The sequence below is a fragment of the Trichlorobacter sp. genome (genome assembly GCF_030247655.1).
Classification (GTDB): Bacteria; Desulfobacterota; Desulfuromonadia; order Geobacterales; family Pseudopelobacteraceae; genus Trichlorobacter.
In genome coordinates, this window is the sequence record NZ_JAOTRZ010000275.1 from 1 (window position 1) to 3,400 (window position 3,400).

Here is a 3,400-nt window from a genome sequence, read left to right on the forward strand (position 1 = left end):
CGATTCCTGCCCCCAAAATATTGGTGGCCTGCGGTGCCTGCGCCATTGCCGGCGGTCCGTTCAGCGGTTCTCCGCAGATCAGTCTGGGCCTTGATACGCTGCTGCCGGTCGATCTCTACATTCCCGGCTGTCCGCCCCATCCGGCCACTATTCTGGATGGCCTGTTGCGATTGCAGGGACGGATAAAATAGATTTGGTAATTATTTTTCTTGTGTTTAAAGAAGTATTCGCGTAAATATCAAAAGTTAATTTTTCGCCTCGTTTTCTCGCTGCCTGACCCCCTTCTGCATCCGGTTTATTTCCCGATTCTGCAGCACCGCGTTTGGTTTGCGACAGTTGATTCCCACTTTCGTGCAGACTTGTTTTACCTGCCGGGAATCTGAATGAGTACTGCCGGCCACACGTGGTTGATGCGCTGATCCGACTGGGATAACGGTTGTCCCGACGCGCCCTCCACACGACACATTTGTACAGACGATTTGACAGACTAAACAGCGATGCCGGCAGGTTTCCGCTCGTGTTGAATCAGGAGATTTTTATGTCGTTTGCAGAACTGAATTTGCATGCATCCATCCAGAAAGCCATTTCCGCCTGTGGTTATGCCACCCCGACGCCGATTCAGGCCGAGGCTATTCCTCAAGCACTTTCCGGTCGCGACCTGATCGCCTCTGCCCAGACCGGCACCGGCAAGACCGCTGCCTTTATCATTCCCGCCCTTGAGCGGCTGGCAAAGCCGGGCCCTGCAGGGATCGGTCCCCGCGTGCTGGTACTGACTCCTACCCGTGAGCTGGCTGCCCAGGTTGCTGACTCGGTGGCCCGCTATGGCCGTTTCCTGCGTATGCGCTACGGCTCCATCGTGGGCGGTATGCCGTACCCTGACCAGGTCCGCCTGCTGCGTCAACCGGTTGACCTGATTGTTGCCACCCCGGGTCGTCTGATCGACCACCTTGAGCGTGGCCGGATTGACCTGTCACGGGTAGAACTGCTGGTGCTGGATGAGGCTGACCGGATGCTGGACATGGGCTTTACTGATGCGGTTGATCAGATTGCCGCTGCCACACCAAAGAAGCGCCAGACCCTGCTGTTTACCGCCACCATGGATGATCCGATGGCCCGTCTGGCCGGCCGTCTGCTGAAGGAACCGTCACGGATCGCCATCTCCAGCCCACAGGCTAACCATGATTCCATTGAACAGCGGATGCACCTGACCGATAACCTGGGGCACAAACACAAGATGCTGCATCACCTGCTTGATGATCCGGCCATTACCCAGGCGATCATTTTCTCCGCCACCAAGCGGGATGCCGATACCTTGGCCCGTGATCTGTATGATCGTGGTCTCTCTGCCGCTGCCCTGCATGGCGACATGACCCAGGGGGCCCGTACCCGTACCCTGACCAACCTGCGTCGTGGTAAGGTTCGTTTCCTGGTGGCCACCGATGTGGCAGCCCGCGGCCTTGATATCAACGGCATCAGCCATGTGATCAACTTTGACCTGCCCCGCGCAGCAGAAGACTATGTCCACCGGATCGGCCGTACCGGTCGTGCCGGCGCCACCGGGGTTGCCATCTCTTTTGTCTCTCCTGCTGATGCGGTTTATCTGCAGCGGATTCAGCGCTATACCGGCCAGACCGTACAGATGCACACCATTCCCGGTCTTGAGCCGGTCAGCACCCTGCCGGTGCCGGGCCGTGGTGGTAACGGCGCAGGCAAGGGACGTCGTCCCTTTGCAGCTGGTGGTCAACGTCGCCAGGGAGCTGCTGCAGGTAAAGGCGGTGCTGCTGCCCCTAAATCAAAATCAGGCTATCAGCAACGGGGTCGCAGCCAACGCTAATCAGCCTGTTGTGATGTTGTAAACTAGAACGCCCTGACCGGATAATCCGGACAGGGCGTTTGTGTATTGAAGACTCTGTAAATTAACCTACTGCCGTTGTGAAGCTAAACGCCTTGTGAGCACCATGCCGACCATAACGATACATGAGGGCAGCCAGACCCACAACAGCTCTGATTTCAGCACGGCAACTCCTCTCGGTGATAAAAAACGTGAGACGCCGAAAGGCGAGACCTTAATGACTTGGACAGGAGCAAAAAAACGTGCATCAGACCAGGGCCACAGGAATGCAATGCCCAGTCCACCAGTGGTAAAGGCATCAAGAACACCATGGGAAACAGTCGCAAAAAAGAGGAAGAAAAACGTCCTTGAAGAAGTTGAGTTAAGCCATCTGGACATACCGGCGCCGATACAGGCGACAACGAAAGCAAATAACACTGAATGGCTGAAACCGCGATGGCCGAATGTAGCGGCATAGGGGATACCAAAGCGAAAAGCCACAACGTCAAGATCCGGTAGCACCGAGGCAATCGTACCGGCCAGTAACAGCCTTGTGGAGATGATGGTACGACCTGCGCCGTATGCCATGGCAAGTGGTAACACTGGATGTGTGATGATTGTTGGCATTTTTAAGCCACTCCTGGGGGGCGGGAGGGTTTAATGCACTGCTGACTTGGAAAAAATATTTAATACCAGTACGCCAGAAACAATAAGCAGGATACCGATAATGGCGGGTACGTCTAGTTTTTGCCCCATGTAGAGCCAGGCCACAAGAACAACTAATGCTGTTCCTGCACCTGACCAGATGGCATATGCCATCCCGACCGGGATTGTTTTCAAGGTGAGTGACAAGAAGTAGAATGCAGTGGCGTAGCCTATGACCACTATGCATGATGGCCAGAGCTTCGTAAACCCTTCGGATGACTTTAGCGCAGAGGTGGCGGCTACTTCACTGATAATTGCCACGACAAGGTAGATCCATTTTTGCATTAGCTTGGTCCTTTCCCCTTTAGGCCAACGTTCATTGAGACCCGCTCTTAATCCCCGAAACATATCCCGATATCCCGCGCTGTCAGCACGGGTCGCCATTGACATCGACCCTTTTCTGAATACCCAGCGCCTCGGCCAGCGGCACCAGGGCGATATCCGGCGACTTGAGCGCCACCATATGGTCAAACTTACCCTGTTCAATGGCTCGCACTGCTGCTGCACCAAAACGCAGGGAAAGCAACCGGTCAAAGGTGGTGGGGGAACCGCCCCGTTGCAGGTGTCCAAGCACCATTGAGCGGGAGTCCTTGCCGGTGCGCTTGCTGATCTCCTTGGCCACATAGTCGGCAATGCCGCCCAGCACCACATGTTGGCGACCGCCTTCCGCCTCTCCCTTGATGACCACATCGCCGCCCTTGGGCACGGCCCCCTCAGCCACTACTACAACTGCGTATCTGCGGCCGTTCAGTTCGTTTTCCATCAGTTTGTCGCAGACCTTTTCAAGATCAAAGGGGATTTCAGGGATCAGGATTACATCGGCATTACCGGAGATGCCGCTGTTCAGGGCAATGAAACCGGCAT

4 protein-coding genes and 1 pseudogene are annotated in these 3,400 nt (G+C 55.6%); 2 read left to right on the forward strand and 3 right to left on the reverse strand.

Features of this window, described 5'->3' with window-relative positions; all coding sequences use genetic code 11:
* Both OEL57_RS15490 and OEL57_RS15495 read left to right on the forward strand, forming a co-directional pair.
* Nucleotides 1-191: pseudogene (locus OEL57_RS15490) on the forward strand (hydrogenase); the annotation flags it as partial.
* A 347-nt stretch (nucleotides 192-538) separates the two neighbouring features.
* The gene (locus OEL57_RS15495) at nucleotides 539-1,834 is read left to right on the forward strand and encodes a DEAD/DEAH box helicase (protein WP_300741702.1); all 1,296 of its coding nucleotides are present in this window, start codon (nucleotides 539-541) and stop codon (nucleotides 1,832-1,834) included.
* Nucleotides 1,835-1,921: 87 nt separating this feature from the next.
* Here the strand turns inward: OEL57_RS15495 and OEL57_RS15500 are convergent, their stop codons facing one another.
* From OEL57_RS15500 to OEL57_RS15510, 3 genes are all read right to left on the reverse strand, one after another.
* On the reverse strand, nucleotides 1,922-2,458 hold the full coding sequence (locus OEL57_RS15500; RefSeq protein ID WP_300741704.1) for a metal-dependent hydrolase: 537 nt from the start codon (nucleotides 2,456-2,458) through the stop codon (nucleotides 1,922-1,924).
* A gap of 30 nt (nucleotides 2,459-2,488) precedes the next feature.
* Nucleotides 2,489-2,821 carry a DMT family transporter gene (locus OEL57_RS15505; protein ID WP_300741705.1) on the reverse strand — a complete coding sequence of 111 codons (333 nt, stop codon included), beginning with the start codon at nucleotides 2,819-2,821 and terminating at the stop codon, nucleotides 2,489-2,491.
* Between the two features lie 82 nt (nucleotides 2,822-2,903).
* Nucleotides 2,904-3,400 (reverse strand): 6-phosphofructokinase (locus OEL57_RS15510; protein WP_300741707.1); only part of this gene is annotated, 497 nt, incomplete at its 5' end.